The organism is Janibacter limosus NBRC 16128 (assembly GCF_001570985.1).
In the GTDB taxonomy this organism is placed as follows: Bacteria; Actinomycetota; Actinomycetes; order Actinomycetales; family Dermatophilaceae; genus Janibacter; species Janibacter limosus.
The window spans coordinates 88,426-114,162 of record NZ_BCSS01000004.1 but is presented as its reverse complement, the minus strand read 5'-3'; the positions used below and the strand labels follow the sequence as shown (position 1 = coordinate 114,162).

The following is a 25,737-nucleotide window of genomic DNA, read 5'->3' as shown; positions in this document are numbered from 1 at the left end:
TACTACCGTTGTCGCTACAGAGTCAAACCCGCTCCTTGGCCTGGCGAGGCCAACCAACGCATCTTCGCCCTGCGGCGATCTCCCACACTAGCAGCCGAACCGCAGTGCCTCCAAGTCGCTTCCATCAGCACCGAAATGCCCGAAAACGATCACTCAGATTGGGAATCAGCTCGGCGGGACCGGCCTACTTGGTGCAACCCTGCAAGGGCTGCCACTTGGTGTCCGTTCCTCCCTCTCGGGCTGACATCGAGAACATTAGGTCACCGTTGGCCGTTGCGCCAAATCGGGGGCGGATCCCCCGGAATTCCGGCGGTTCCGCCCCCGACAAGAGCTGTCACATGGGTCAGGACTGGCGTGCGGCAGCCAAGTTCTTGCGGCCGCGACGCAGCAGAGCCACTCGACCGTGCAGGTACTCCCCCGGGCTCAGGATGTGCGACTCCTCCGAGACCTTGTCCCCGTTGATCGAGACCGCGCCATCACTGATGGCCCGGCGGGCAGCCTTCTTGGAGTCGACCAGACCGGTCGCGACCAGGGCGTCGAGGAGACCGGTGCCGACCGGGACATCGGCGCCCGGCAGCTCCCTCGTCGCGTCGACGAGGGTGTGCTCGTCAAGTGCACGCAGATCCCCCTTGCCGAAGAGGGCCTCCGACGCAGCTTGCACCGAGGCCGTCGCCTCGGCACCGTGCACGAGTGTGGTGACGTCTGCGGCCAGGACCCGCTGGGCAGCGCGCCGGAAGGGTTCGTCAGCGACGAGACGCTCGAGCTCGCCGATCTCCTCGCGCCCGCGGTCGGTGAAGACCTTGAGCAACTTGATCACCGAGGCGTCCTCGATGTTGAGCCAGTACTGGTAGAAGGCGTACGGACTGGTCATCTCGCCGTCGAGCCAGACCGCGTTGCCCTCGGACTTACCGAACTTGTTGCCGTTGGCATCGGTGATCAGGGGGGTCGTCAGCAGGTGGACCGACTTCCCTTCGGCCCGGTGGATGAGGTCGGAGCCTGCGGTGAGGTTGCCCCACTGGTCCTGCCCCCCGGTCTGCAGCGTGCAGCCGTACTCGCGGAAGAGCTGGAGGAAGTCGAGGCCCTGGAGGATCTGGTAGCTGAACTCCGTGTAGGAGATGCCCTCATCGCTCTTGAGTCGTGCGGCCACGGCGTCCTTGCGGACCATCTGGTTGACGCGGAAGTACTTGCCGACATCACGCAAGAAGTCCAACGCGGACATCGGCGCAGTCCAGTCGAGGTTGTTGACGGTGATCGCCGCGTTGTCGCCCTCGAAGGCGAGGAAGGGACGCACCTGCTCCTGGATGCGGCCGACCCACTCAGCGGTCTGCTCCTTGGTCTTCAGCACCCGCTCGGCGCTCGGGCGCGGGTCTCCGATGAGCCCGGTCGAACCCCCGACGAGACAGATCACCCGGTGACCTGCCTGCTGCAGGTGTCGCAGGAGGATCAACTGCACAAGATTGCCGAAGTGCAGGGACGGCGCTGTCGGGTCGAAGCCGCAATACAACGTGAGAGGTCCGTCGGCGAGGGCTTGTCGCAGGGCGGCCTCATCTGTGGTCTGGGCTACCAGTCCACGCCACTGCAGCTCGTCGAGGATGTCCGTCACGGTTGTCATCGGTCCTTCCGGGTCGTCGGGGCGCACGATTTGCCAGCCCCCACACAGCCTGCCACGCGCCCGGCCACTCCCCCGGAGGCGCACCGGTCCGCCATGTGGAACACCCGGTGACAGACCCTCCCTTCGTCGGGATAAGGTATGCCTCACCTCAGTTACCGCGAAGGGAGAGTCTCGTGATCGTGTGCCACTGCGCCGTCGTCGGCGATCAACAGATCGCGGCAGCCGCGGCTGCCGGCGCCACGACCCTCTCCCGGGTCTGCGCCAGCACCGGCGCCGGCCGCGATTGCGGTGCCTGTGTCTTCTCAGTACGGCGCATCCTCTGCGAGAGTGTGGGGAGTGAGGCCGATCACGGTCTCGTCACCACGTCCGCGGAGGTAGACCGTGCAGCCAGTTGATCCCCGAGTCATCACTCTCCTCAATGAGGCACTCACCCTTGAGCTGACCGTCGTCAACGGCTACTTCCTCCATGCGCGCATGCTCGACAACTGGGGACTGCCACGCCTGGGCAAGGTCTTCTACGACCTGTCGATCGGCGAGATGAAGGACGCCGACGAGCTCATCGAGCGCATCCTCATGTTCGACGGCCACCCCAATGTCCAGAAGCTCAACAACATCCAGATCGGTGAGGACGCCAAGGAGATGCTCGATCTGGCGTTGGCCAGCGAGATCGTCGCCGTCAAGCAGTTCAACGCGGCCGCGCACGAGTGTCATGAGCTCGGTGACCACGCCACGGCGGCGATCTTCGAGGAGATGGCACGCGACGAAGAGCGTCACGCCGACTGGTTCGAGGCACAGCTCGATGCGATCGTCCGCGTCGGGCTCGAGAACTATCTCGCCCAGCAGGTCGACGTGGGGGTCAACCCCGTCTGATCCGCGGCTTGCCGGGGCGGTACACCGAGACCGTCGGCTCGCCGTCGATCCAGTATCGCCACGGGTAGGCCGTGCCGTCCCCACCGGGACCGGAGACGCCCACCCGGGGTCCGGTGCGGACCACGGCGTCAGCCGGGGGCGTGCTCGGTCCGTACAGCGCGAAGGGAGCGCCCCGCCCGACGAGCGCTGCCCCGTTGTCCTCCCCCACGAGCCCGAGCGCCTTGGTGAGTCGACCCGGCCCACGAGCCCAGTCCCGCTCACGCACCTCGGGTCGCCGCGCAGCCACGACATCGTGGCCGCCCACGACCTCGCCCGCACGCACCAGCACGGCCGCGCACTCACCCGCGGTTCCGCAGACGATGTTGGCGCACCAGTGGATGCCGTAGGAGCGGTAGACGTAAAGATGTCCCGGCGGGCCGAACATCACCTCGGTACGCGGCGTCATCCCTCGGTAGCCGTGCGAGCCGGGGTCCTTGCTCCCCCAGTAGGCCTCGACCTCGGTGAGTCGCAGCGTCACAGGTCCCGCGACGAGATGTGCCCCGAGCAGGGCACGCGCGACGAGCAGGGGGTCGCCGGCCAGGTCCTCCCTGGCCCACCGGCGCCCTCGTGCCGCCACCGTCAGCGCGCCACGATCCGGCTCGCCGCGAACGCGCCGAGCTCGTCAAGGAGTGAGGCTGCGTCGGCAAGCTGCTCGGCGACGCGGACCGGCGCAGTGCCGCCCTTGGCGTCACGCGATCCGAGGGAGCCGTCGACCGAGAGCACCTCGCGCACCCCTGGTGTCAGGTGCTCGCTGATACCGGCGAGGTCCTCGTCACTCAGGTCCCACAGCTCGATGTCGCGCTCCTCGCACACCTGCACGCAGGCGCCGGCGACCTCGTGGGCGATGCGGAAGGGGACGCCCTCGCGCACCAGCCACTCTGCGATGTCGGTGGCGAGCGAGAAGCCCTGCGGCGCAAGGGATGCCATCCGCTCACCGTGGTAGGTCATCGTCGCCATCATCCCGGCGAAGGCCGGCAGCAGGACCTCGAGCGTGTCGACCGCGTCGAAGACCGGCTCCTTGTCCTCCTGCAGGTCACGGTTGTACGCCAGCGGCAGTGCCTTGAGCGTCGTCATCAGACCGGCGAGGTCACCGACCAGACGTCCGGCCTTGCCCCGAGCGAGCTCGGCGACGTCGGGGTTCTTCTTCTGCGGCATGATGCTCGACCCGGTCGAGAAGGCATCGTCGAGCGTGACGAAGGAGAACTCCTTGGTCGCCCAGAGGATGACCTCCTCGGCCAGACGGGAGATGTCGACCGCCGTCATCGCCGCGACGAAGCAGAACTCCGCCACGAAGTCACGCGAGGCCGTCCCGTCGATCGAGTTGTCGATCGATCCGGCAAATCCGAGGTCGGCGGCCACGGCTTCGGGGTCCAGACCCAGCGAGGAGCCGGCCAGCGCGCCGGAGCCGTACGGGCTGAGCGAGGTCCGGGCATCCCAGTCGACGAACCTCTGGACATCACGCAGCAGCGGCCACGCGTGCGCGAGCAGGTGGTGGCTCAGCAGCACCGGCTGGGCATGCTGCAGGTGGGTGCGTCCGGGCATCGCCACGTCGAGGTGCGTGCGGGCCTGGTCGACGAGCGCCTGCACCACGTCGAGGATCAGCCCCGAGACGATGCGGGCGTGGTCGCGCAGGTACATCCGAAAGAGCGTGGCGACCTGGTCGTTGCGGGAGCGTCCCGCGCGCAACCGACCGCCCACGTCGGCACCCGCGCGCTCGATGAGTCCGCGCTCGAGGGCCGTGTGCACGTCCTCGTCGTCCTCGGCCGGGGCGAAGGCCCCCGACTCGACATCGGCTGCCAGGACGGCCAGTGCGGCCAGCATCGCCTCGAGGGTCGAGTCGTCGAGCAGGCCCGCGCCGTGCAGCACGCGTGCGTGGGCGCGGGAGCCGGCGATGTCATAGGGAGCCAGCCGCCAGTCGAAGTGCGTCGACTTGCTGAGCGCCGCGAGTGCGTCGCTCGGACCGCCGGCGAAGCGACCGCCCCACAGACTCACCCGCTCGGACGTCGCGTTCTGGTCCTGGCTCACGGTGCCTCCTGGCTGTCGGTGGTCTGGGCAAGCCCCAGCAGCTGTGTGGTGAGGGCGACCCCTTGGTCGGGCCCGCCGGTGATGATCATGATCGTGTCATCCCCCGCGATCGTTCCGAGCACCTCGGGCAGGCGCGCGTGGTCGATCGCCGAGGCGAGGTAGTTGGCCGCACCGGGTGGTGTGCGGACGACGACGAGCTGGGCGCTCGCTCGTGCGGTGACGAGCAGCTCCTCGCACAGCCTGCGCAGCCGGCCGTCGAACTCTGCAGGGTCCACGGCCGCACGAGGGGTGCGGTCACCCCCTTCGCCGGGGATCGCATAGACGAGGTCGCGACCGACCCGCACCTTTTCCGCGCGCAGCTCGAGCAGGTCCCGGGAGAGAGTCGCCTGGGTGACCTCGATGCCGTCGTCGGCGAGCAGCGCCAGCAGCTCCGGCTGGCTGCGCACGGCGTGCTCGCGCAACAACTCGATGATCCGGGCCTGTCGGCCCGGCCGGGTCGCCCCGATCATGACGAGGCGCGCAGCAGGAAGGTGAGAAGTGCCTTTTGGGCGTGGAGCCGGTTCTCGGCCTCGTCCCAGACGACCGACTGCTCGCCGTCGATGACCTCGGCCGCGATCTCGAGACCACGGTAGGCGGGCAAGCAGTGCAGGACGATGGCGTCGCCGGCAGCCTGCGACATGAGCTCGCGGGTCACGGCGAAGGGGGCGAAGGGCGAGGACTGACCGGTGCGGTCACCCTTCTCGCCCTCCATCCCCATGGACACCCAGGTGTCGGTGGCGACGACGTCCGCACCGGTCACCGCAGCGACCGGGTCGTCCGTGACGAGCACGGAACCGCCCTGCTCACCGGCAATGCGCTCGGCCCGGGCGAGCACGTCTGCGGACGGCTGGTGCGTGGCCGGCGTGCCGATGCGCACGTGCATGCCGGCGAGGGCACAGGCCAGCAGGTAGGAGTGGGACATGTTGTTGGCCCCGTCGCCGACATAGGCGATGGCGCGGCCCGCGGTGGCGCCCTTGTGCTCCCGGATGGTCAGCAGGTCAGCGAGCAGCTGGCAGGGGTGGTAGTCGTCGGTCAGGGCATTGACCACCGGCACGTCGACGTGGTCGGCCATCTCCTGCAGACGGTCCTGCCCGTGCGTGCGCCACACGATCGCGCTGACCTGACGTCCGACGACTCGGGCGACGTCGGCGACCGACTCACGCGTACCGATCTGGGCGAGGTTGCCGTCGACGACCATCGGGTACCCGCCGAGCTCGGCGACCCCCGTCGTGAAGGAGAGCTGGGTGCGCAGGGTCGGCTTGTCGAAGATGATCGCAACGGCACGCGGGCCGGCGAGCGGCTGCTCTGCGTGATGGTCGGCCTTGAGGGCAGCGGCCAGGTCGAGGACCTCGCTCTGCTCCTGCGCGGTGAGGTCGTCGTCGGCGAGCAGGTGGCGGACGGTCATGCGGACTCCTTGGACGCCTCGTCGAGGATCGCCGGGAGGGCGTCGACGAAGGTGGCGAGCTGTTCGTTGGTGATGACGAGCGGCGGCGCGAGGCGCAGCGCGTCCGGGGCGACGGGGTTGACGATGAAGCCGTGGCTGCGGGCGAGGAGTGCGACCACTGGAGCGATCGGCTCGGCAAGGGTGATGGCCCGCAGCAACCCGGCCCCGCGCACCCCGGTGACGAGCGGGTGCTCGAGAGCCTCGACGCGGTCGACGAGGAAGTCTCCCGCAACGACGGCGTGCTCGATCAGGCCCTCGGACTCGATGGTCGCCAGGACTGCGAGTGCGGCGCTGCACGCCAGCGGGTTGCCGCCGAAGGTCGAGCCGTGCTGACCCGCGGTGAGCAGACCGGTCACCTCGGGACCGAAGGTGACGAGACCCCCGATGGGCACTCCCCCGCCGAGCCCCTTGGCGATGGTGATCGCGTCGGGGATGACGCCCTCGAGCTGGTGCGCGAACCATGCCCCCGTGCGGCCGATGCCGGTCTGGATCTCGTCGAGCACGAGCAGGGCGCCGGCCTCACGGGTGATCTCGCGCGCGGCGGCGAGGTAGCCCGCTGGTGGGGCGACGACACCGGCCTCACCCTGGATCGGCTCGAGCAGGACCATCGCGGTGTCGGGACCGACAGCGGCCCGCAGTGCCTCGACATCACCCGGAGCGACGTGCGAGACCCCGGGAAGCAGTGGCTCGAAGGGGGCCCGGTAGGCCTCCTTGTGGGTCAGGCTCACAGCGCCGGTGGTCCGACCGTGGAAGGCACCGCCGACGGCGACGATGCCGGTACGGCCGGTGCGGCGCGAGAGCTTGATCGCCGTCTCGACGGCCTCGGAACCGCTGTTGCAGAAGAAGACGCCCGAGCCCTGTGGAGCCTGCGCGATGCGCAGCACCGCCTCGGCGGCCTCGATCTGCGCCTGCGTGGTGAAGAAGTTGCTGACGTGGACGAGCTCTCCGGCCTGCTTGGAGATCGCGGCGACGAGCTCCGGGTGACCGTGCCCGAGCGCGTTGACGGCGATGCCACCGAGGAGGTCGAGGTAGCGGTTGCCGTCGACGTCCCAGATGTACGGGCCCTCACCCCGAGTGACGACGAGACCGGGCAGGCCGAAGACGCCGATGTGGCTGGCGCGGTAGCGCTCCAGCAGCGCCTGGTGGGAGGCGGAGATCTCAGTCATGACGGGCTCCCTTCGCCCTGGTCGTCGTCCTGCTCGTCGGGCAGGACCATCGTGCCGAAGCCCTCGGAGGTGAAGAGCTCCAGGAGCATCGAGTGTGGTTGGCGCCCGTCGACGACGTGCGCCTGCGGGACGCCTTCGGTGACGGCCCGGATGCACGCCTCGAGCTTGGGGATCATCCCGGAGTCGACGCGCGTCAGCAGGTCGCGGGCGCCCGAGGCGGTGAGGTGCGACAGGAGCGAGTCACGGTCGGGCCAGTCGGCGTAGACCCCGTCGACGTCGGTGAGGACGACCAGCTTGTGGGCCCGCAGGGCGACGGCCAGGGCTGCTGCAGCGGTGTCGGCGTTGACATTGAGGACCTGCCCGTCGACGTCCAGGTCGGGAGCGATCGTCGACACGACCGGGATGCGACCGGCGTCGAGGATGTCCAGGACTGCTGCCGGGTTGACCGACTCGACATCGCCGACCAGACCGATGTCCACGGGCTCGCCGTCGATGGTCACGTGCTTGCGCCGACCACCGAAGAGGCCGGCGTCCTCGCCCGACAGTCCGACGGCCACGGGGCCGTGCTGGTTGAGCAGGCCGACGAGCTCGCGCCCGACCTGACCCGTGAGGACCATCCGCACGACCTCCATGACCTCGGGGGTCGTGACGCGCAGGCCACCCTTGAACTCGCTCTCGAGACCGAGGCGGTCGAGCATCGCCTGGATCTGCGGGCCACCGCCGTGGACGACGACGGGACGCAGGCCGGCATAACGCAGGAAGACGATGTCCTCGGCGAAGGCCGCCTTGAGTGCGTCGTCGGTCATCGCGTTGCCGCCGTACTTGATGACGACAAGGGCTCCGCGGAACCGCTCGAGCCACGGCAGCGCCTCGACGAGGGTGGTCGCCTTGGACTGGGCGACCCGCAGGGCGGCCGCGTCGATGGCGCCGCGCAGGGTGGAGGTGTCAGGCATCGCTCGTCCTCAGGTGGAGTAGGCGGAGTTTTCCAGGACGTAGTCGTGCGTGAGGTCGTTGGTCCAGACCGTCACCTCGTGGGCGCCGGCGTGCAGGTCGACCTCGACGCGCACCTCGCGCTGGTCGAGGTCGACGAGGGAGCGGTCCTCACCGACGCCGCACGATCGGCAGACCTGGATGCCGTTCATCGACACGTCCAGCTGCGCGGGCTCGAAGGCCGCCGTGGTCGTCCCGACGGCCGCCAGGACGCGGCCCCAGTTGGGGTCCTTGCCGAAGATGGCGCACTTGAAGAGGTTGTTGCGCGCGATGCTGCGGGCGACCTCGAGGCCGTCCTCCTCGCTCGCGGCATTGCGCACGACGATCTCGATGTCGTGGGCGGCGCCCTCGGCGTCGCCGATGAGCTGGCGGGCCAGGTCGGCACTGACCTCACGGATCGCCTCGGTGAGCTCTGCACGGTCGACGGACACACCGGAGGCGCCCGACGCCATCACCACGACGGTGTCGTTGGTCGACATGCACCCGTCGGAGTCGATCCGGTCGAAGGTGGTCCGGGTCGCCTCGCGCAGGGCCGCATCGAGGTCCTCGGCGCTCGTCACGGCATCGGTCGTGATGACGACGAGCATCGTGGCCAGCGCGGGCGCGAGCATGCCTGCGCCCTTGGCCATGCCTCCGACGCTCCACCCGTCGCGGGTCGTCGAGGCCGTCTTGGGCACGGTGTCGGTGGTCATGATCGCCTCAGCGGCGGCCGCTCCTCCTCCGGCGTCGAGGGACGTCGCGGCAGCGGTCACGCCGGCGGTCAGCTTGTCCATCGGGAGCAGCTCGCCGATGAGACCGGTGCTGCACACGACGACATCACCGGCGGCGATCCCTAGGAGCTGCGCCGTGTGCTCCGCGGTGGCGTGGGTGTCCTGGAAGCCCTGACCACCGGTGATCGCGTTGGCGCCACCGGAGTTGAGGATGACGGCGTCCGCGCGACCGTCGGCCACGACCTGACGCGACCATGTCACGGGTGCGGCCTCGACCCGGTTGGTCGTGAAGACCGCAGCGGCGTGGTGGTCGGGGCCGTCGTTGACGACGAGGGCCACGTCCGAGCGACCGCTCGCCTTGAGACCGGCGGTCACGCCGGTGGCGCGAAATCCTGCGGGAGTCGTCGTGCTCACGGTGCCACTCCTGTCATCGGCAGCCCGGTGGTCTCGGGCAGACCGAGGGCGAGGTTCATGGACTGCACGGCGGCGCCGGCGGTGCCCTTGGTCAGGTTGTCCTCGGCGGCGATCGCGATGACCCGGCCGCTGCGCTCGTCGAGGGTGACCTGGACGTGGACGAGGTTGGAGCCGAGCACGCTGCCGGTGTGGGGCCACTGTCCCTCCGGCAGGAGGTGGACGCACGGCTCGTCGGCATAGGCGCTCTCCCATGCGGCCCGCACGGTCGCGGCGTCCGTGCCGGGGATCACCCTCGCCGTGGTCGTCGCGAGGATCCCGCGAGGCATCGGCGCCAGGGTCGGGGTGAAGGAGACGGTGGCGTCCGCACCAGCGGCCACGCTGAGGTTGCGCTGGATCTCGGGGGTGTGGCGGTGTCCCCCGCCGACGCCGTAGGGGCTCATCGCACCCATGACCTCGGCCCCGATGAGGTGCGGCTTGGCGGAGCGTCCGGCACCTGAGGTGCCGGAGGCCGCCACGACGACGATGTCCTGCGGCTCGATGACACCCGCCGCGAGCCCCGGCGCGAGGGCCAGGCTGACCGCCGTCGGGTAGCAGCCGGGAACGGCGATGTGCCGGGCTCCGACGAGGTCCTCACGGTGCTTGCCTCCCCCGGCCTTGACCAGCTCCGGCAGGCCGTAGGGCCAGGTGCCGGCGAAGGGGGTGTCGTAGTAGTCGGCCCAGTCCTGCTCGTCATCGAGGCGGAAGTCGGCGCCGCAGTCGATGATCGCCACGTCCTCCGGCAGCTGCTGCGCGATCGCGGCCGAGTGACCGTGCGGCAGCGCGAGGAAGACGACGTCGTGACCAGCGAGGGTCTGCACGTCGGTGGGCTGCAGGATGCGGTCGGCGAGGGGCTGCAGGTGCGGGGCGAGATCGCCCATGCGCACTCCCGCGTTGCCTGATGCGGTCAGGGCCCCGATCTCGACCTCTGGGTGGGCCAGAAGGAGCCGAGCGATCTCGGCTCCCGCGTAGCCGCTGGCTCCGGCGATGGCTGCTGTGATCACAATGCATGACCATACGCAGTCACGTGGTTCCATGCAAGAAGGCCGCACCCCGGTCCCGGGATGCGGCCTCCGTGCGGGTGGATCAGCGCTGCTGGGCTCCCGTGGCGCTGGTCGCGGCAGCGACCGCCTTGTCGCGCAAGGCGCTGACCTCGTCGGTCTTGAGCGTCCGGTCGGCGCGGAAGGTCAGACGATAGGCCAGGGACTTGCGCCCCTCACCGACCTGCTCGCCTCGGTAGACGTCGAAGAGGGTGAGGGACTCCAGGTCCTCCCCAGCACCCGAGCGCAGCGCCGCGGCGACGACAGCGGCCGGGACGCCCTCGTCGATGACGAGTGCGACATCAGTGTTGGCCACCGGCTGGGTCGACAGCTGGGCGGGGCGTACCGGCTCACCCGAGGCGGCGACGATCGCGTCGAGATCGAGCTCGGCAGCGACCGTGCGCTCCGGCAGCTCCAGCTGTGCACACACCTTGGGGTGCAGCTCGCCGGCGTGCCCCACGATGCCACCGCCGGGCAGCGACACCGCGACGCACCGGCCGGGGTGGAAGGGGGTGCGCTGCGCCGCCTCGACGCCCAGCTCCACGCCGATGGCCGCTCCGAGCGCACGCGCCCAGCCGACGACATCAGTCGGGTCGACGGCGCGCGCGGCGCCGTGCGGGCCTGCGGGCAACGCTGCGCCCGTCGCCGCGATGGCGACGTGGCGCGGCTGCGCCGGGACACCGCCGGTGATCCGCGCGAGGGTCTCGGCATCCGGCTTGACCCCACCCGGAGGCAGCGGAAGGGGGGTGATCCCGCCTGCAGTGACCAGCCCGATCTCGTAGAGCCCGACATCGCGCTGACCACGAGAGACATTGCGGCGCAGGGTGTCCAGCAGCGTGTCGAGGATCGAGGTACGCATCAGCGGCGCCTCGTCCTGCAGCGGGTTGGCCAGCCGCACGCTCTCGCGACGCACGTCGTCCGCGGCGTAACCGAGGTCGTCATGGCGCTGCGAGGAGGTGAAGGGGTAGGACAGCACCTCGACGAGGCCGGTCGCCGCGAGGGTGCGGGCGACCACGCGACGGGCTCGCTGCTCGTGGGTCAGACCGCGTCCCGCAGACGCACGCGGCACGACCGAGGGGATCTGGTCGTAACCGCGCACGCGCGCGACCTCCTCGACCAGGTCGGGTCCGTCGGTCAGGTCCGGACGCCAGGTGGGCGGAGTGACGAGGAGGGACTCCCCTTCGTCGGCCACGACGCAGCCGATCGCGGTGAGGCTGGCGATGACCTCGTCGCGCGGGTAGTCCAGCCCGATGTAGCGGGTGGGCAGCATGGGGTCGAGGGTGATCGTCGACGGCTTCGCGGGCGTACCCACGTCGGTGACGCTCGGGTCAGCCGTGCCGCCGCCGTACTCGATGAGCAGGTCGACAGCCAGCTGGGCCGCGGCCGCAGTGACCGCCGGGTCGACCCCACGCTCGAAGCGTTTGGAGGCCTCGGTCGCCAGGCGGTGGCGTCGGGCGGACCGTGCGACCGACACCGGGTCGAAGCGCGCGGCCTCGACGAGGACATTGACCGTCGACGCGGTGACCTCGCTCGTCTCACCGCCCATGACTCCGGCGATGGCCAGCGGCGTCGTGCCGCCATCGGTGATGAGGAGGTCGCCCTGGTCCAGCGTGCGCTCGACGTCGTCGAGGGTCTTCAGCTTTTCGCCGGCGCGTGCGCGACGCACCTCGATGGCCCCCGAGAGGGTGTCGAGGTCGAAGGCGTGCAGGGGCTGGCCGAGCAGCATCATCACGTAGTTGGTGACGTCCACGGCCAGCGAGATCGGGCGCATCCCGACCTCGGTGAGCCGGCGCTGCATCCACTCGGGCGACGACGCACTCGCGTCGATCCCGCGGACGATGCGCGCGACATAGCGGTCGCAGCCCGGCACGCCGTCGACGGGAGCGTCGTCGGCGAGACGGACCTCGTAACCGGGCCCGGTCGCGTCGGCGATCGGCAGGTCCGCCGGGTCGACGAAGGGAGTCCCCTGCGACAGTGCGTACTCGCGTGCGATCCCCCGCATGGAGAAGCAGTAGCCACGATCCGGGGTCACGTTGACCTCGACGGTCTCGGCGTCCAGGCCGAAGACGGGGATGAGGTCATCCCCTGGGGTCAGGCCCGTCAGCGTCTCGGAGCGGTCGGCGAAGTACTCGGTGAGCACGATGATGCCATCGTGATCCTCGCCCAGGCCGAGCTCCATCGCGGAGCAGATCATCCCGGCGCTCACGTGGCCGTAGGTCTTGCGCGCGGAGATCTCGAAGTTCCCGGGGAGCACACCACCGGGCAGGATCACCGCGACGAGGTCGCCGACGTCGAAGTTGTGCGCGCCGCACACGATGCCCTGCGGCTCACCCGTGCCGTTGGCGGCACCGACGTCCACCTGGCACCAGTTGATCGTCTTGCCGTTCTTCTGCTCCTCGGGCGTGCGCTCGAGGACCTTGCCGACGACGAGAGGACCGGTGATCTCGCCACCGAAGATGCCCTCTTCCTCCAGGCCCACCCGCACGAGGGAGGCGGCGACGTCCGCTCCCTTCGCCTCGGGGTCGACCTCGGTCAGCTCACGCAGCCATTCGATGGGGGCCCGCATCAGATCTCCATCCCGAACGCGGCCGAGAAGCGCACGTCTCCCTCGATGATGTCGCGCATGTCGGCGACGCCGTGGCGGAGCATGAGCGAGCGCTCGATGCCCAGACCGAAGGCGAAGCCGGTGTACTCGTCCGGGTCGATCCCGCTGGCCGCGAGGACCTTGCGGTTGACCATGCCGGAGCCACCCAGCTCGATCCAGCCGGTGCCGCCGCAGGTCCGGCAGGCGGAGTCCTCACCGCGACAGACCCAGCACTGGCAGTCGATCTCGGCGCTGGGCTCGGTGAAGGGGAAGTAGTTGGGGCGCAGTCGCGTGACGATGCCTTCGCCGAAGAGACCCTGGACGAAGGCGTCGAGCGCCCCGCGCAGGTGGGCCATCGTGATGCCCTTGTCGACCACGAGACCTTCGAACTGGTGGAAGACGGGGGTGTGCGTCGCGTCGAGGTCGTCGGTGCGGAAGACCTTGCCCGGGCACAGGACGTAGATGGGCGGCTCGCGGTCGAGCATCGTGCGGATCTGCACGGGCGAGGTGTGCGTGCGCAGCACGACGCCCGCGTCGGCCGGCTCGACGAAGAAGGTGTCCTGCTCGCCGCGCGCCGGGTGGTCCGGACCGATGTTGAGCGCGTCGAAGGTGAGCCACTCGGACTCGATCTCGGGGCCCTCGGCGATCTCCCAGCCCATGCCGACGAAGATGTCCTCGACCCGCTCGGTGACGAGGCTGATCGGGTGCCGGGCGCCGAGGCGCTGGTGCGGGCTCGGGACGGTCAGGTCGAGGGTCTCCTCGACGAGGATCCGCTCGTCACGCTCGGCCTCGAGCTCGGCCTGGCGGGCCGTGAAGGCCTGCCCCACCTGCCCGCGGGCCTGTCCCACGCGCTTGCCGGCCTCGGCCTTGGCACTCGGCGGGAGCGCGCCGATCTCGCGGTTGGCGAGCGCGAGGGGGCTCTTGTCCCCCTGGTGCGCTCCGCGGATCCGCTTGAGCTCGTCGAGGGTCGTGGCGCCCGCAGCGGCGTCGAGGGCCGCTTGGACGGCGTCATCGATCAGCTGTGGGTCGAGCGCGGCGACCTCGACCGGGTCGTAGTTGGTGTTGGGTCCTGACACGAGGCCCGAGTCTACGTGGGACGAAGGGGGCTACTTCCGCAGGTCGTGGACGGTGAGCCGGTCGCGGGGGTCGAGCTGACCAGCGACGAGCCCAACGACCTTGTCCGGCCCGGTGTAGCCGTCGTACTTGTCGGCGCCCGACTCGTACAGCTGGTAGAGCTGCCCGTCGATGATGACCGAGCCCTCCGCCATGTTGGGGATTGTGCGGGCATACCCGTTGTCCTCGGTCCACCCCCCGTCCCTCGCGAAGTCGTCGGCGGAGACCCGCGTGAGCGTCGACTCGTTGCCCCGACCGTAGCTCGAGGAGTAGTAGGCATTGCCCGCCTCGTCGAAGCTGACCCCCTGGGTCTGCGGTGGCACCTGGTAGGTCCCCACGGGGTCGCCGGTCGGGCTCCCGTCCGGACCGATCTCGTACTTGTACATGGCGCCCGGGTCTGAGTCGTCCTTCGTGAACTGGGTGACGTAAAGGTGGCCGTCATGGACCGTCACCGTCGAGTGGGCCCGCGTGTCGATCGTGTCGACGGGCACCGGTGGCAGAGTGCGCGTCAGGGTCTCCTCCCCCGTGATCACCTCCAGAGGGTTGTCGATCTCCTCCGTGCTGGGGTCGCGCAGCTCGTCAGTCCGGTAGACCTGCGTGTCCCCGCCGCCGGCGACATACGTGTAGTCGCCAGCGACGTACACACCGCCGTAGTGGTCCAGCCCCTCCAAGGGGACTCGCGACGTGACCTCGCCCGTCTTGCGGTCGACGAAGACGATCTCCCCGTCGGTGTCGTCGTCCTCGTCGTAGAACGTGTAGACGAGCTCGTCGTCCCGGGCGTTGTAGGCCAGACCTTGCGGCACCTGGCTCTTGCTGCTGAAAGGGATCTTCGGTCCGTCCTCGTAGTCGTCGGGCAGCGTGAAGTCCGACGGCACGGGGCGCTCGGACACCGCGTTCGCACCGACCGCCACGCCGAGACCGAGCCTGTCACCACCGACCGGGCTGGCGACGGCGCGCGGGCCCCCTTCGCCACTGCCTTCACGCTGCTGCTGCGCCTGCTCCTTGGCCCGCTCCGCCACGGCCCGCAGCAGCTGAGCCGCCGCGTCCAACTGCTGCTGCGCCCCACGCCAGTTCGCGTCGAAGACCTCCAGATCAGCCCCGGCCCACGACTCCACCAGCGCCGCAAGCCCCGAGGTCCCCGACCCCGCGATCCCCTGCACCCGCTCCGCCTCCACCCGCAAGGCATCACCGATGCCATCGAGGATCTCGGGGTCGTTGCCGTGACTCACGCTCATGACGCTCCACGATAGGGAGACCAGCGTCCGATCGCGATGGGGACGACTCCCCCCTTATCTTGACTGATTCAAGTTCTGGTGGGATTCTGGGTAGTGATGAGCACGATGATCGAGACCCAGACCGCCGCGGACCTCCTCCGCGGCCACTCCCTGCGCGTGACCGCCCCCCGGGTCGCCGTGCTGAGGGAGTTGTCGGCCATCCCGCACGCAGACGTCGACACGATCGCCAGGGCCACCCGGGATCGTTTGGGCTCGGTGAGCACCCAGGCGGTCTACGACATCCTCGCCGCGCTCGCCGCCAACGGTCTCGTGCGCAAGTTCGAGCCCGCTGGCCACCCCGCACGCTTCGAGCTGGAGCTCGGCGACAACCACCACCACCTCGTCTGTCGCACCTGCGGCACGATGATCGACGTCGAGTGCGCCCCCGGCAAGGCACCGTGCCTCGAGGCAGCCGACGACCACGGCTTCGCGATCGACGAGGCCGAGGTCATCTACTGGGGCATCTGCCCCACCTGCGCGACCATGGCGGTCGCCGCTCACTGACCAGCACTGCACCCCACCCCACAGAGAAAGAGGAGCAGCCATGGCAACCACCCCTCCCACCCCGCAGCCCCGGTCCGATGCCCGAGGGACGCTCGACGTCTCCGGTCCGTCGACCCAGGTCAACGGCACGCCTGCGGTCAGTGATCGCAACAGCCTGTCCGTCGGCAGCAACGGTCCACTGCTGCTGCACGACACGCACCTCGTCGACATGCTCGCGCACTTCAACCGCGAAAACATCCCTGAGCGTCGTCCGCACGCCAAGGGAGCCGGTGCTTTCGGCCACTTCGAGACGACCGCCGATGTCTCGCAGTACACCAAGGCAGCGGTCTTCCAGCAGGGTGCGACCACCCGGATGCTGGCCCGCTTCTCCACCGTCGCCGGAGAGCTCGGCTCCCCGGACACCTGGCGGGACGTGCGCGGCTTCGCGCTGCGCTTCTACACCTCCGAGGGCAACCTCGACCTCGTCGGCAACAACACCCCGATCTTCTTCCTGCGCGACCCGCTGAAGTTCCCCAACTTCATCCGCAGCCAGAAGCGCCTGCCGGACAGCGGTCTGCGTGACGCGACGATGCAGTGGGACTTCTGGACCAACAATCCCGAGTCCGCCCACCAGGTCACCTATCTCATGGGTGACCGCGGTCTGCCCCGCAGCTGGCGCAACATGAACGGCTACGGCAGCCACACCTACATGTGGGTCAACGCCGCTGGTGACAAGTTCTGGGTCAAGTACCACTTCCACACCCAGCAGGGTGTCGAGGGCATCACCAACGAGGCGGCCGACCGCATCGCCGGGCAGGACGCCGAGTTCCACCGTCGCGACCTCTTCGAGGCGATCGAGCGTGGCGAGGCCCCGCAGTGGAAGCTCTCCATCCAGGTCATGCCCTACGAGGACGCGAAGACCTACCGGTTCAACCCCTTCGACCTGACCAAGGTCTGGCCGCACTCGGACTATCCCCTCATCGAGGTCGGCACCATGACCCTCGACGAGAACCCGGTCAACTTCTTCGCCCAGATCGACCAGGCGGCCTTCGCGCCGAGCAACACGGTGCCGGGCATCGGGTACTCGCCCGACAAGATGCTGCTGGGCCGTGTCTTCGCCTACGCGGACGCCCACCGCGCGCGCATCGGTCCGAACTTCCACCAGCTGCCCGTCAACCGTCCCGCGGTCGAGCAGGAGAACCACTACTCCTTCGACGGACCGATGCGCTACGAGCACTCGGGCAACGCGCCGGTCTACCAGACCAACAGCTTCGGCCGACCGACCGCCGACACCCAGGGCCCGGTCGACGACGGGTGGGAGGCCGACGGTCGGATGGTCCGCTCCGCCTACGAGTTGCACGCCGAGGACGACGACTTCGGCCAGCCAGGCACGCTTGTGCGGGAGGTCTTCACCGATGCGCAGCGCGATCGCCTCGTCGCGACCGTCGTCGGCTCTCTCGGTGGCGTCGAGGACCCCGTCCTGTCCCGGGTCTTCGAGTACTGGACGAGCATCGACGCGACCATCGGCCAGCGCATCCGTGAGGGCAAGGCGGCCGCTGACGATGGAGGCATCGACATCGGCGACACCCTTTCCGAGTCCCAGCCGCCCACCGGCTGACACCCGCGGAGATGACGAAGGGAGTGGGACCAGCTGGTCCCACTCCCTTCGTCACGTGTCAGCTCAGGTGCGTTGCTGCCGGGCCGACGCGTAGAGACAGATCGTCGTCGCCATCGCGAGGTTGAGCGACTCGGCCCGACCATGGATCGGCACGCGCACGACCTCGTCGCACGCCGCCTGCGTCCCGGGCTCGAGGCCCCACGCCTCGTTGCCCATGACCCACACATGCGGACCGCTCAGGTCACTCTCGTCCATGGTCGACTCCCCCGTACCGTCGGCGGCCAGGCGCCGGATGCCGGCTGCTCCGAGGGTCGCGAGGGTCTCCTCGATGTCGAGCCCGGTGACGACCGGCAGGTGGAAGAGCGAACCGGCCGTCGAGCGCACGACCTTGGGCGAGGTCACGTCCACGGACGCGTCACTGATGAGCACGGCATCGGCACCGGCCGCATCCGCGCCACGGATGACCGTGCCGAGGTTGCCGGGGTCGCGCACATGGGTCAACAGGACGAGCAGGCGCGGCTGGGCGTCGAGGACCGGCGTCAGCTCTGCCGCGGACCAGTCGACGACAGCGGCCGTCCCCTGCGGGGTGTCGGCATCGCACATGGCCGCCAGCACCTCGTCGGACACCTCGTGGACGAAGACACCGGCCGCGCGGGCCGGCTCGACGAAGTCCGCGTAGCGGTGCGCCGCCTCAGCGGTGACGTAGAGGTCGAGGATGCGCTCGGGAGCGAACCGCACGGCCTCGCGCACTCCTTGCGGGCCCTCGACGAGGACCCGGCCGGTGCGCCGACGCACAGAACGCCGGGAGAGCCCGCGCACCGACTTCACCCGCTCCGAGGAGGGGTTGGTCAGCGCTGGGCGCTCCCGGCGTCCGAAGTGGTCGCTCAGGCCTCGACCTTGGCATTGACCTGCGCCGGCACATTTGCCTTGGCGATCTCGACGAGGGCCACGAAGGCGGCCTCGTCGTTGACGGCCAGCTCGGCGAGCATGCGGCGGTCAACCTCGACCTCCGCGGCGCGCAGGCCCTGGATGAAGCGGTTGTAGGTCATGCCGTTGGCGCGGGCGCCGGCGTTGATCCGCTGGATCCACAGGCGACGGAAGTCGCCCTTGCGGGCCCGACGGTCACGGTAGCTGTACCCGAGACTGTGGGTGACCTGCTCCTTGGCCTTGCGGTAGAGGCGGGACCGCTGGCCCCGGTAACCGCTGGCGCGCTCGAGAACAACCCGGCGCTTCTTGTGGGCGTTGACCGCCCGCTTCACGCGTGCCACGTGAGTACTCCTTTAAGTTCGAATGGACAAGAGGCTCAGGTCAGCGACCGAGCAGCTTCTTGATCTTCTTGGTGTCGGCCTTGGAGACCAGGACGTCGTTCGCGAGACGACGCGCGTGCTGCGGGCTCTTCTCGTGGAACTTGTGGACGTGGTTGGCGCGCTCGCGCATGATCTTGCCCGAGCCGGTGACCCGGAAGCGCTTCTTCGCACCGGAGTGCGTCTTGTTCTTCGGCATGGCGCCGATCTCCTTGTCGTTGCTGTGCTGGTCTGGGTCGGCTCAGGACTCTGCCGGAGCCTCGACGGTCTCTTCCGTCGGGGTCGGAGCCTCGACGGCCTCTTCCACCGAAGCCGGGGCCTCGGTGGACTCGATCGCCGGGGCTGCCTCGGAGGCAGCCTTCTGCTCGTCCTTCTTGCGGCGGGCCTCGGCGCGAGCCTCGGACTTCCGCTTGGTCGGGCCGAGCACCATGATCATGTTGCGCCCGTCCTGCTTGGGCGCGGACTCGACCGTGCCGAGCTCCACGACGTCCTCGGCCAGACGCTGCAGCAGTCGGAAGCCCAGCTCGGGGCGGGACTGCTCGCGGCCGCGGAACATGATCGTCACCTTGACCTTGTCGCCGGCGCTCAGGAAGCGCTCGACGTGGCCCTTCTTGGTGCCGTAGTCGTGGCTGTCGATCTTCGGTCGGAGCTTGATCTCCTTGATGACCGTGTTGACCTGGTTCTTGCGCGCCTCACGCGCCTTCATGGCGGCTTCGTACTTGTACTTGCCGAAGTCCATGAGCTTGGCGACGGGAGGCTTGGCCATGGGCGCGACCTCGACGAGGTCGAGGTCAGCCTCTGCAGCGAGACGGAGGGCATCCTCCACGCGCACGATGCCGACCTGCTCCCCGTTGGGGCCGACCAAACGCACCTCAGGGACGCGGATTCGGTCATTGATGCGAGGCTCGCTGATGTGTGGCTCCTTAGCTCGGTGTATCACTCCTGGCGACCGACGAAGAAAGGCTCCTCGCTGATCGCGAGGAGCCTCCACCAGAGCACGACATCGACGGTGGAAGGAGGATGTCGAGACATCCAGCGATCCGTGTCGTGCCGAGACCTGAGACCCGGCAACCTGTGTCCGAAGACGATGGTCGACGCGGGTGGAAGCGAGGCTCCTCTTGCGTCATCGCCACGAGGACGATGACCGGTCAGTGACAGACATTACCAGCGATCGACCCACGACCGAAATCGGTCAGACGATGGCGAAGGAGAGCCCGTCGACGCGAGCCCGCAGCTCTCCGTCGGTCGCCAGCTGCTCGGCGACCGAGGTGACGAGCGCACGCACGGCCTCCTCGTCGAGCCCCGGGACGAGCGTGAGCTGTACCTGCAGGACGCCCTGGCCGTCCGGCGCCCCCTCGGCGAGCACGTGCTCGGTGATCTCCTGGTGCCCTTGGGTGACGCGCTGGACCGACTGCGCGACGAAGGGGTCCTCATGGGCCGGCAGCCAGGGTCGCTGCTGCGCCAGTGCCCAGACCATGGAGGCCCTGATCTCGAAGGCCTGCTCGCTGGCGCAGTCGAGCACCATCAGGTCGGCCTGCTCGCTCACGGCGGCCTGGGCTGCTCGCGCCGCCTCGACGGGTACGGGTCGCACCGAGGCGTCGAAGGCTGCCAGGGCCGCCATCGACGAGAAGACGGGCAGTGCGGTCCGCCCGTCGGGGTGCTCGAGGAGGAGGACGGCCATGTCGGCCTCCTTGTCCGCGACCTGCCCGTGGTCGCCCTCGACCGTCTCGGACGCGACCGCGGTGACAGGGACCAGCAACCGTGCCTGCGCGAGTCGCTCGAGGACATCTTGCTCGCCGCCGGTGGTCAGAGCCCGCAGCAGTGCCGGGTCAGCCTCCCCGGTGTCTCCTGAGAAGCCCGCGGCCGGGAGCTCCCGCCCGCCCCACGGAATGCCTGCTGAGTCCGCCGGGCCCGTCACGGGCGACCTGCCGCGTCAAGCGCCTCGGTGAGCGTGACGGTGCCCTTGTAGAGGGCCGAGCCGATGATGGCGCCCTCGACGCCGACCGGCACGAGCTCGCGCAGGGCGACCACGTCCTCGCGGGTGGTCACTCCCCCGCTGGCCACGACCTTGGCGTCCGTGGCGGCGGCGACATCCTTGAGGAGCTGGAGGTTGGGGCCGGCCAGCATCCCGTCCTTGGCCACGTCGGTGACGACGTAGCGGGTGCATCCCTCGGAGTTGAGACGGGTCAAGGTCTCCCAGAGGTCGCCACCCTCCTTGGTCCATCCGCGGGCGGCGAGCGTGGTGCCCCGCACATCGAGACCGACGGCGATCCGGTCGCCGTACTCGGCGATGGCTGCCGCCGTCCACTCGGGGTTCTCCAGTGCCGCGGTCCCGAGGTTGACCCGGGCGCACCCGGAGTCGAGGGCCGCGACGAGCGAGTCCTGGTCGCGGATGCCGCCGCTCAGCTCCACCTTGACGTCGAGCTGGCCGACGATCCCGGCGAGCAGCTCACGGTTGCTCCCTTCGCCGAAGGCAGCGTCGAGGTCGACGAGGTGGATCCACTCGGCGCCCTGGTCCTGCCAGACCCGTGCGGCCTGGAGGGGGTCGCCGAAGTCCCACCCGGAGTCGGCCACTCCCTGCTGCAGCTGGACAGCCCGTCCGCCTCTCACGTCGACGGCGGGCAGGAGCTCCAGTCGGTGGCTCTCGTTCGTGGTCACAGTGACATCACCCAGTTCTTCAGCAGGTGCAGCCCAGCGTCCCCGGACTTCTCGGGGTGGAACTGCGTGGCGGACAACGGACCGTTCTCGACGGCCGCGACGAAGGGGGACCCGTGCTCGCTCCACGTGACCCGCGGGCGGGCAGCTGCCATCGCCCCGGGTGCGGTCGGCAGGTCCCAGGAGCCGACGCCGTAGGAGTGGACGAAGTAGAAGCGTTCGGACTCGACACCGGCGAAGAGGGTGGTGCCCTCTGCTGCGGTGACCTCGGACCAGCCCATGTGGGGGACGACGGGTGCGCTCAGCCGCTCGGCGGTACCCGGCCACTGAGCCAGCCCCTCCTGCTCGGGCTGGGTGCCGAAGGGCTCGCGCGAGCCCTCGAACATCACCTGCATGCCCACGCACACGCCGAGGACCGGACGAGCGCCCGCGAGCCTGGTGTCGATGATCGCCGGGCCGTCGGCCGCGCGCAGGCCGGCCATGCAGGCGTGGAAGTTGCCGACCCCGGGCACGAGCAGCCCGTCCGCCTCGAGGGCGGCCTGTCGGTCCGCGGTGAGCTCGACCTGCGCCCCGACGTGCGTGAGGGCGCGCACGGCGGAGTGGACATTGCCGGAGCCGTAGTCGAGGACGACGACGCGAGGTGTGGTCATTGGTGCACATCCTTGACGGCGGACTCGAAGTCCTGGACGGATCGGGGGTTGGGAGCGATGACCGGCCCCAGTTCGGTGTCGGACCCGTCGAGCACACGTCCGGCGGGCAGCCCCAGCACGGCGGTCGCCTCGAGCAGCCACTCGTGATGCGTCAGGTCGGTCCGGGTCCACAGGCCCCGGATCCCAGCGATGGGCACCTCGCGGGTCGCGGACCCGGTGGCCAGGGCACGATGGAGGTCCTCCGGCGAGAGGGGCGGCAGCTGTGGCCCGCGCACGACCTCACGGTCGGCCGCTCTCAGGGCCCACCGGATCGGTGAGCGTCCCGGCGCGCGCGCGGTGATGACCGCTGTGTCACCGATCTCGAAGAGTCCGATGGCCGGCGCGATCGGTGACGGGACATGGCGCGAGGCCAGCACGGTCAGTGCGTCGTCGTAGGGCGCGGCTGCAGCACTCGCCGAGGTCGCCGGAACGACGATCGACCACACGCTGTGCTCGAGCACGTGGCACGGCACGACGCCACGCCGCACCCACTCCACGGCCCTCGCGGACGACGCGGAGAGCAGCACCACTCCCCTGTCCTGCTGGGTCATCGCATGCTCTAGAGGGCGCCCTTGGCGCTGGGGATGCCGGTGACCCGAGGGTCCACGGCCACGGCTGCGCGCAAGGCGCGGGCCAGTGCCTTGAACTGCGCCTCGACGATGTGGTGCGGGTCGCGACCGGAGAGGACCCGCACGTGCAGGGCGATCCCTGCGTTGTACGCGAAGGACTCCATCACGTGGCGGGTGAGGGAGCCGACGAAGTTTCCGCCGATGATGACGTACTCCTGGCCCTCCGGCTCACCGGTGTGCACGACGTACGGGCGTCCGGCGACGTCGACGACGGCGTGGACGAGGGCCTCGTCGAGGGGCACGGTGGCGTCACCGAAGCGGGAGATGCCGCTCTTGTCGCCCAGTGCCTCGCGGACCGCCTGACCGAGGACGATCGCGACGTCCTCGACGGTGTGGTGCGCGTCGACGTCGACGTCGCCCTCGGCCCGGACCGTCAGGTCGATGAGGCTGTGCTTGGCCAACGACAGGAGCATGTGGTCGTAGAAGCGCACGCCGGTCGACACCTCACCGGCGCCGGTGCCGTCGAGGTTGACGCTCACCTCGACGCGGCTTTCCGAGGTCCCTCGACTCGCGGTCGCGGTACGGGGGGCGGTGCTGCTCACGGGTTCTCCTTGGTCAGTGCGTGCGTGGGGACGAGGCCGGCCATCGCCTCGAGGAATCGTCCGGTCTCCTCCGGCGTGCCGGCGGTGACCCTCAGGTGGTGCGGGATACCGACATCGCGGACGAGCACCCCCTCGTCGAGGAGAGCCTGCCATGTGGCAGGCGCATCGGCGAGACCTCCGAAGAGGACGAAGTTGGCGTCGCTCGGCACGGGCACCAGGCCCATCGCCGCCAGCTCCGTGACCAGTCGGTCGCGCTGCTCCTTGATCGCGTCGACCGTCTCGAGGAGGCGGTCGGCGTGCTCGAGGGAGACCCGCGCGATCGTCTGGGTCTGGACGGACAGGTGGTAGGGCAGGCGGACCAGCCGCAGGGCATCGATGACCTCAGGGCTCGCCGCGAGGTACCCCAGCCGCCCGCCGGCCAGGGCGAAAGCCTTGCTCATCGTGCGGGTGACGACGAGTCGCGGGTGCCTCTCGAGCAGCGACAACGCTGTGGGGGTGCCGGGGCGGGCGAACTCTGCATAGGCCTCGTCGACGACGACGAGCGCGCGCGGTGCCGCCTCGAGCATCGCCTCGATGACGTCGAAGGGCAGCGCCGATCCCGTGGGGTTGTTGGGCGAGCAGAGGAAGACCAGGTGTGGGTCGGCTCCCTTGGCCTGCTCGATCGCGGACTCGACGCTCAGGTCGAAGCTGCCCGAGTCGCGCTGACCATCGACCCACGTGGTCCCGAGCGTCTCGTTGATGATCGGGTGCATCGAGTAGGCCGGCGTGAAGCCGAGCGCGGTCCGGCCCGGCCCTCCGAAGGCCTGGACGATGTGCGAGAGGACCTCGTTGGACCCGTTGCCCGCCCAGATCTGCTCGGGACGAAGGGAGACCCCGCTGCGGCCCCCGAGGTAGCCGACCAGGGCCTTGCGCAGATCGGTGAACTCGCGGTCCGGGTAGCGGTTGAGGCTGCTGAGCCCGGCCTCGAGCTCGGCGAGGATCGCGGTCACGACCTCGGCGGGAACCGGATAGGACGACTCATTGGTGTTGAGCTGCACGTCGACGTCGAGCTGGGGCGCACCGTAGGCGGTGCGGTCGCGCAGCTCGGGCCGCAGCAGGGACGCGATCTCGCTCATCGGGACAGCTCCCCGGTGCGTGCGGTGACGGCATCGCCGTGCGCGGGCAGGTCCTCCGCCTGGGCCAACGCGACCACGTGTGGCGCGACCTCGGCCAGCGCGTCCGCCGAGTACTCGACGACGTGGATCCCGCGCAGGAAGGACTGCACCGACAACCCGCTGCTGTGCGCGGCGCTGCCGCCGGTGGGCAGCACGTGGTTGGACCCGGCGACATAGTCACCCAGGCTCACCGGCGAGTGGGCACCGACGAAGATCGCGCCAGCGTTGCGTACCCGGGCCGCGACAGCCGCAGCGTCGGCGGTGATGACCTCCAGGTGCTCGGCCGCATAGGCATCGGCAACTCGCAGCCCGGCGTCGAGGTCGTCGACGAGGACGATGGCCGACTGGCGGCCACGGAGGGCCTCGCCGACCCGCTCGCTGTGCTTGGTGGCGGCGGCTCGACGCTCCACGGCCACCCTGACCTCGTCGGCGAGCTGCGTGGAGTCGGTGATGAGGACCGATCCGGCCAGGGGGTCGTGCTCTGCCTGGCTGATCAGGTCGGCGGCGACGTGGTCCGGGTCGGCCGTGGAGTCCGCCAGGACGGCGATCTCCGTCGGTCCGGCCTCGGCGTCGATGCCGATCAGGCCCTTGAGCAGCCTCTTGGCCGCGGCCACGTAGATGTTGCCCGGCCCGGTCACGAGACTCACCGGGGCGCACTCGCCGTCATCGCCGGAGGCCTCGTCGACGAAACCGTGGGCGAAGCCGGCCACGGCCTGCGCGCCACCCATGGCCCACACCTCGTCCACGCCCAGCAGGGCGCAGGCGGCCAGGATGGTCGGGTGCGGGTAGCCGGCGAAGACACCCACATTGTCCTTCTGGGGAGGGCTGGCCACGGCGAGGGAGCCGACGCCTGCGGTCTGGGCCGGGACGACATTCATCACCACGGAGCTCGGGTAGACGGCACGTCCTCCCGGGACGTAGAGGCCGACGCGATCCACCGGGACCCAGCGCTCCGTGACGGTGCCGCCCTCGTGGAGACGGGTGGTGGTGTCGGCGCGTCGCTGGTCGGCGTGCACGGCACGGGCCCGCTCGATCGAGACCTCGAGTGCCGCGCGGACGTCACCGTCGAGTGTCTGGAGAGCCGCCTGCAGGACCTCCGCGGGGACGCGCAGGGTGGAGGGCCGCACACCGTCGAAGCGCTCGGCGTCGTCGTAGAGCGCCTCTGCGCCGCGGTCATGGACGTCGTCGCAGATCGGCCGGACCGCATCGAGTGCGGCCTCGACGTCGTACTCCGCGCGGGGTAGTACCGCGCGCAGCTGCCGGGCCCCGAGGGGCTGGGAGCGCAGATCGATCATGGCGAGCATGAG

Annotated in this window: 27 protein-coding genes; 4 read left to right on the top strand and 23 right to left on the bottom strand. The window is 69.7% G+C overall.

Annotated features, from left to right (window positions below; translation table 11 throughout):
• Positions 1–343: 343 nt before the first annotated feature.
• A complete protein-coding gene (gene tyrS / locus JLI01S_RS02660; RefSeq protein ID WP_068259548.1) occupies positions 344–1,603 on the bottom strand; it encodes a tyrosine--tRNA ligase in 1,260 nt (419 codons plus the stop codon).
• Positions 1,604–1,707: 104 nt separating this feature from the next.
• Between tyrS and JLI01S_RS16550 the strand changes: the two genes are divergently transcribed.
• Positions 1,708–2,007 (top strand): (2Fe-2S)-binding protein, encoded by a 300-nt coding sequence (locus JLI01S_RS16550; protein WP_369407364.1) that lies wholly within the window; start codon positions 1,708–1,710, stop codon positions 2,005–2,007.
• Positions 1,994–2,482 (top strand): bacterioferritin, encoded by a 489-nt coding sequence (bfr, locus tag JLI01S_RS02655; RefSeq protein ID WP_068259520.1) that lies wholly within the window; start codon positions 1,994–1,996, stop codon positions 2,480–2,482. The genes JLI01S_RS16550 and bfr overlap by 14 nt, the downstream gene beginning before the upstream one ends.
• On the opposite strand, the gene JLI01S_RS02650 is transcribed toward bfr, so the two are convergent.
• From JLI01S_RS02650 to JLI01S_RS02600, 11 genes are all read right to left on the bottom strand, one after another.
• Positions 2,469–3,098 (bottom strand): DNA-3-methyladenine glycosylase, encoded by a 630-nt coding sequence (locus JLI01S_RS02650; RefSeq protein WP_068259517.1) that lies wholly within the window; start codon positions 3,096–3,098, stop codon positions 2,469–2,471. The two genes, bfr and JLI01S_RS02650, sit on opposite strands and share 14 nt — an antisense overlap.
• 2 nt (positions 3,099–3,100) lie before the next feature.
• Entirely contained in the window at positions 3,101–4,546 is a 1,446-nt protein-coding gene (gene argH / locus JLI01S_RS02645; protein ID WP_068259515.1) for an argininosuccinate lyase, read from the bottom strand.
• Positions 4,543–5,055 (bottom strand): arginine repressor, encoded by a 513-nt coding sequence (locus JLI01S_RS02640; protein WP_068259505.1) that lies wholly within the window; start codon positions 5,053–5,055, stop codon positions 4,543–4,545. The genes argH and JLI01S_RS02640 overlap by 4 nt, the downstream gene beginning before the upstream one ends.
• Entirely contained in the window at positions 5,052–5,990 is a 939-nt protein-coding gene (gene argF, locus JLI01S_RS02635) for an ornithine carbamoyltransferase (protein WP_068259503.1), read from the bottom strand. The genes JLI01S_RS02640 and argF overlap by 4 nt, the downstream gene beginning before the upstream one ends.
• Complete coding sequence (locus JLI01S_RS02630) at positions 5,987–7,195, bottom strand: acetylornithine transaminase (protein WP_068259500.1); 1,209 nt, start codon at positions 7,193–7,195, stop codon at positions 5,987–5,989. Before JLI01S_RS02630 ends, argF begins: the two co-directional genes overlap by 4 nt.
• On the bottom strand, positions 7,192–8,148 hold the full coding sequence (argB, locus tag JLI01S_RS02625; protein ID WP_068259494.1) for an acetylglutamate kinase: 957 nt from the start codon (positions 8,146–8,148) through the stop codon (positions 7,192–7,194). Before argB ends, JLI01S_RS02630 begins: the two co-directional genes overlap by 4 nt.
• 9 nt (positions 8,149–8,157) lie before the next feature.
• The gene (gene argJ / locus JLI01S_RS02620) at positions 8,158–9,309 is read right to left on the bottom strand and encodes a bifunctional glutamate N-acetyltransferase/amino-acid acetyltransferase ArgJ (protein ID WP_068259491.1); all 1,152 of its coding nucleotides are present in this window, start codon (positions 9,307–9,309) and stop codon (positions 8,158–8,160) included.
• The gene (argC, locus tag JLI01S_RS02615) at positions 9,306–10,349 is read right to left on the bottom strand and encodes an N-acetyl-gamma-glutamyl-phosphate reductase (protein WP_245634499.1); all 1,044 of its coding nucleotides are present in this window, start codon (positions 10,347–10,349) and stop codon (positions 9,306–9,308) included. Before argC ends, argJ begins: the two co-directional genes overlap by 4 nt.
• A gap of 82 nt (positions 10,350–10,431) precedes the next feature.
• Positions 10,432–12,951: a phenylalanine--tRNA ligase subunit beta gene (pheT, locus tag JLI01S_RS02610; protein ID WP_068259488.1), complete on the bottom strand. Its 2,520-nt coding sequence runs from the start codon at positions 12,949–12,951 to the stop codon at positions 10,432–10,434.
• A complete protein-coding gene (pheS, locus tag JLI01S_RS02605) occupies positions 12,951–14,045 on the bottom strand; it encodes a phenylalanine--tRNA ligase subunit alpha (RefSeq protein WP_068259482.1) in 1,095 nt (364 codons plus the stop codon). The genes pheT and pheS overlap by 1 nt, the downstream gene beginning before the upstream one ends.
• A 30-nt stretch (positions 14,046–14,075) precedes the next feature.
• A complete protein-coding gene (locus JLI01S_RS02600; RefSeq protein ID WP_068259479.1) occupies positions 14,076–15,317 on the bottom strand; it encodes a WXG100 family type VII secretion target in 1,242 nt (413 codons plus the stop codon).
• Between the two features lie 96 nt (positions 15,318–15,413).
• Between JLI01S_RS02600 and JLI01S_RS02595 the strand changes: the two genes are divergently transcribed.
• Positions 15,414–15,860 (top strand): Fur family transcriptional regulator, encoded by a 447-nt coding sequence (locus JLI01S_RS02595; RefSeq protein ID WP_281177443.1) that lies wholly within the window; start codon positions 15,414–15,416, stop codon positions 15,858–15,860.
• Between the two features lie 40 nt (positions 15,861–15,900).
• Positions 15,901–17,457, top strand: coding sequence for a catalase (locus tag JLI01S_RS02590; protein WP_068259470.1), 1,557 nt, complete (start codon positions 15,901–15,903; stop codon positions 17,455–17,457).
• A 63-nt stretch (positions 17,458–17,520) separates the two neighbouring features.
• Here JLI01S_RS02590 and JLI01S_RS02585 read toward each other — a convergent pair whose 3' ends face one another.
• The 11 genes from JLI01S_RS02585 to hisD all read right to left on the bottom strand — a co-directional run bounded on the left by JLI01S_RS02585 (position 17,521) and on the right by hisD (position 25,734).
• Positions 17,521–18,285, bottom strand: coding sequence for a TrmH family RNA methyltransferase (locus tag JLI01S_RS02585; RefSeq protein ID WP_068259465.1), 765 nt, complete (start codon positions 18,283–18,285; stop codon positions 17,521–17,523).
• 56 nt (positions 18,286–18,341) lie between these two features.
• The gene (gene rplT / locus JLI01S_RS02580) at positions 18,342–18,725 is read right to left on the bottom strand and encodes a 50S ribosomal protein L20 (protein WP_068259462.1); all 384 of its coding nucleotides are present in this window, start codon (positions 18,723–18,725) and stop codon (positions 18,342–18,344) included.
• Positions 18,726–18,765: 40 nt separating this feature from the next.
• Positions 18,766–18,960, bottom strand: a complete 195-nt coding sequence (rpmI, locus tag JLI01S_RS02575) for a 50S ribosomal protein L35 (RefSeq protein ID WP_068259459.1) — start codon at positions 18,958–18,960, stop codon at positions 18,766–18,768.
• Between the two features lie 42 nt (positions 18,961–19,002).
• The gene (gene infC / locus JLI01S_RS02570) at positions 19,003–19,632 is read right to left on the bottom strand and encodes a translation initiation factor IF-3 (RefSeq protein WP_245634498.1); all 630 of its coding nucleotides are present in this window, start codon (positions 19,630–19,632) and stop codon (positions 19,003–19,005) included.
• Between the two features lie 321 nt (positions 19,633–19,953).
• Positions 19,954–20,679, bottom strand: coding sequence for an SseB family protein (locus JLI01S_RS02565; protein WP_068259453.1), 726 nt, complete (start codon positions 20,677–20,679; stop codon positions 19,954–19,956).
• Positions 20,676–21,419, bottom strand: coding sequence for a bifunctional 1-(5-phosphoribosyl)-5-((5-phosphoribosylamino)methylideneamino)imidazole-4-carboxamide isomerase/phosphoribosylanthranilate isomerase PriA (gene priA / locus JLI01S_RS17420; RefSeq protein WP_068259450.1), 744 nt, complete (start codon positions 21,417–21,419; stop codon positions 20,676–20,678). Before priA ends, JLI01S_RS02565 begins: the two co-directional genes overlap by 4 nt.
• Positions 21,416–22,066 carry an imidazole glycerol phosphate synthase subunit HisH gene (gene hisH, locus JLI01S_RS17415; protein ID WP_068259448.1) on the bottom strand — a complete coding sequence of 217 codons (651 nt, stop codon included), beginning with the start codon at positions 22,064–22,066 and terminating at the stop codon, positions 21,416–21,418. The genes priA and hisH overlap by 4 nt, the downstream gene beginning before the upstream one ends.
• Positions 22,063–22,656 carry a hypothetical protein gene (locus JLI01S_RS02550; protein WP_157074791.1) on the bottom strand — a complete coding sequence of 198 codons (594 nt, stop codon included), beginning with the start codon at positions 22,654–22,656 and terminating at the stop codon, positions 22,063–22,065. Before JLI01S_RS02550 ends, hisH begins: the two co-directional genes overlap by 4 nt.
• Before the next feature lie 8 nt (positions 22,657–22,664).
• Positions 22,665–23,276 (bottom strand): imidazoleglycerol-phosphate dehydratase HisB, encoded by a 612-nt coding sequence (gene hisB / locus JLI01S_RS02545; protein ID WP_068259441.1) that lies wholly within the window; start codon positions 23,274–23,276, stop codon positions 22,665–22,667.
• Entirely contained in the window at positions 23,273–24,391 is a 1,119-nt protein-coding gene (locus tag JLI01S_RS02540) for a histidinol-phosphate transaminase (protein WP_068259438.1), read from the bottom strand. Before JLI01S_RS02540 ends, hisB begins: the two co-directional genes overlap by 4 nt.
• Positions 24,388–25,734, bottom strand: coding sequence for a histidinol dehydrogenase (gene hisD / locus JLI01S_RS02535; protein WP_068259435.1), 1,347 nt, complete (start codon positions 25,732–25,734; stop codon positions 24,388–24,390). The genes JLI01S_RS02540 and hisD overlap by 4 nt, the downstream gene beginning before the upstream one ends.
• Positions 25,735–25,737: the final 3 nt, after the last annotated feature.

Excerpts from the sequence above, each read along its gene's own strand:
- JLI01S_RS02640 (WP_068259505.1), bottom strand. The coding sequence starts at position 5,055 with ATGATCGGGGCGACCCGGCCGGGCCGACAGGCCCGGATCATCGAGTTG.
- JLI01S_RS02595 (WP_281177443.1), top strand. The coding sequence starts at position 15,414 with ATGAGCACGATGATCGAGACCCAGACCGCCGCGGACCTCCTCCGCGGC.
- JLI01S_RS02630 (WP_068259500.1), bottom strand. The coding sequence starts at position 7,195 with ATGACTGAGATCTCCGCCTCCCACCAGGCGCTGCTGGAGCGCTACCGC.
- JLI01S_RS02540 (WP_068259438.1), bottom strand. The coding sequence starts at position 24,391 with ATGAGCGAGATCGCGTCCCTGCTGCGGCCCGAGCTGCGCGACCGCACC.
- JLI01S_RS02600 (WP_068259479.1), bottom strand. The coding sequence starts at position 15,317 with ATGAGCGTGAGTCACGGCAACGACCCCGAGATCCTCGATGGCATCGGT.
- JLI01S_RS02590 (WP_068259470.1), top strand. The coding sequence starts at position 15,901 with ATGGCAACCACCCCTCCCACCCCGCAGCCCCGGTCCGATGCCCGAGGG.
- pheT (WP_068259488.1), bottom strand. The coding sequence starts at position 12,951 with ATGCGGGCCCCCATCGAATGGCTGCGTGAGCTGACCGAGGTCGACCCC.
- hisD (WP_068259435.1), bottom strand. The coding sequence starts at position 25,734 with ATGCTCGCCATGATCGATCTGCGCTCCCAGCCCCTCGGGGCCCGGCAG.
- JLI01S_RS02550 (WP_157074791.1), bottom strand. The coding sequence starts at position 22,656 with ATGACCCAGCAGGACAGGGGAGTGGTGCTGCTCTCCGCGTCGTCCGCG.
- argF (WP_068259503.1), bottom strand. The coding sequence starts at position 5,990 with ATGACCGTCCGCCACCTGCTCGCCGACGACGACCTCACCGCGCAGGAG.
- argB (WP_068259494.1), bottom strand. The coding sequence starts at position 8,148 with ATGCCTGACACCTCCACCCTGCGCGGCGCCATCGACGCGGCCGCCCTG.
- hisH (WP_068259448.1), bottom strand. The coding sequence starts at position 22,066 with ATGACCACACCTCGCGTCGTCGTCCTCGACTACGGCTCCGGCAATGTC.
- rpmI (WP_068259459.1), bottom strand. The coding sequence starts at position 18,960 with ATGCCGAAGAACAAGACGCACTCCGGTGCGAAGAAGCGCTTCCGGGTC.